This window comes from Paenibacillus sp. MAHUQ-45, assembly GCF_058133325.1.
In genome coordinates this window covers 1-626 of sequence record NZ_JBYUPV010000038.1, presented here as the reverse complement: position 1 = coordinate 626, position 626 = coordinate 1, and the positions used below count along the sequence as shown (strand labels likewise).

1 protein-coding gene is annotated in these 626 nt (G+C 54.0%); it reads left to right on the top strand.

Features of this window, described 5'->3' with window-relative positions:
- Positions 1 to 626: RCC1 domain-containing protein (locus tag AC3Y23_RS29025; RefSeq protein WP_379205553.1), on the top strand; the 626-nt coding region annotated here is incomplete at both ends.

Below are 626 nucleotides of genomic sequence, written 5' to 3'. Positions count from 1 at the left end.
CAAGTGCGGGTGAAAGTCACCGACGGTGCGGCATGGTCCGAATGGTCAGCCGTGACCTGGATGAAGATTAGCATCGAATTGCCAAATAAATTAATCGCTGGTGGGGGTTCTCATAGTACCACTATTGATAGCGATGGCTTGGTAAAAGTATGGGGAAGTAACGGTAACGGCCAACTGGGCGATGGAAGTGCACTGTCGGTGATCCGGACGACGAGTGTCAGTGTGCCTGGAGTTAGTGGAGCTGTATCGGTAGCTAACGGTGACTCGCATACCGTAGTGCTGAAGAGCGACGGCAGCGTGGTGGCATGGGGCTATAATTATTACGGTCAACTGGGTGATGGAACGACCACTCTGCGTAGTGTGCCCGTAGCAGTCAGTGGATTGACAAGCGGAGTAAACGCCGTAGCAGCAGGATCGATCCAAAGCTTTGCGTTGAAAGGGGATGGCACGGTCTGGGGATGGGGTCAAGGATACGGAAGTACCCCGGTATCCATTAGTGGCCTGAGCGGAATCATCGCGATTGCGTCCTTTGGTACGAAAGGAATGGCCCTAAAAAGTGACGGCACAGTTTGGACCTGGTCGACCGGAGTTGCGGTAAGCCAAGTTTCCGGGCTGAGCGGAATCAC